The following is a 341-nucleotide window of genomic DNA, read 5'->3' as shown; positions in this document are numbered from 1 at the left end:
CGGAGCCGGAGCCCGACGTCATCCTGGTGGCCACCGGCTCGGAGGTGCACATCGCGCTGGAGGCGCGCACCGCCCTCACCGGCGAGGGTATGAGCGTCCGCGTGGTCTCCATGCCCTGCCGCGAATGGTTCGCCGAGCAGCCCGCGTCCTACCAGGACCAGGTGCTGCCGCCCGCCGTCCGCGCCCGGGTCAGCGTCGAGGCCGCCGTCGGCCAGGGCTGGCGTGAGGTGGTCGGCGACGCGGGCCGCATCGTGAGCCTCGAACACTACGGAGCGTCCGCCGACTACCAGCGGCTCTACCAGGAGTTCGGCATCACGGCCGAAGCCGTCGCGGCGGCGCGC

General features: G+C 73.9%; 1 protein-coding gene. It reads left to right on the top strand.

What is annotated here, in order from left to right:
* A partial coding sequence (locus tag IH13_RS0134150) for a transketolase-like TK C-terminal-containing protein (RefSeq protein WP_031090706.1) occupies positions 1 to 341 on the top strand: 341 nt, incomplete at both ends.

It is taken from the genome of Streptomyces sp. NRRL WC-3549, from assembly GCF_000721935.1.
GTDB lineage: Bacteria > Actinomycetota > Actinomycetes > Streptomycetales > Streptomycetaceae > Streptomyces.
Note: the sequence above shows the minus strand (reverse complement) of the source record. Positions and strands in the feature narration are given on the sequence as shown.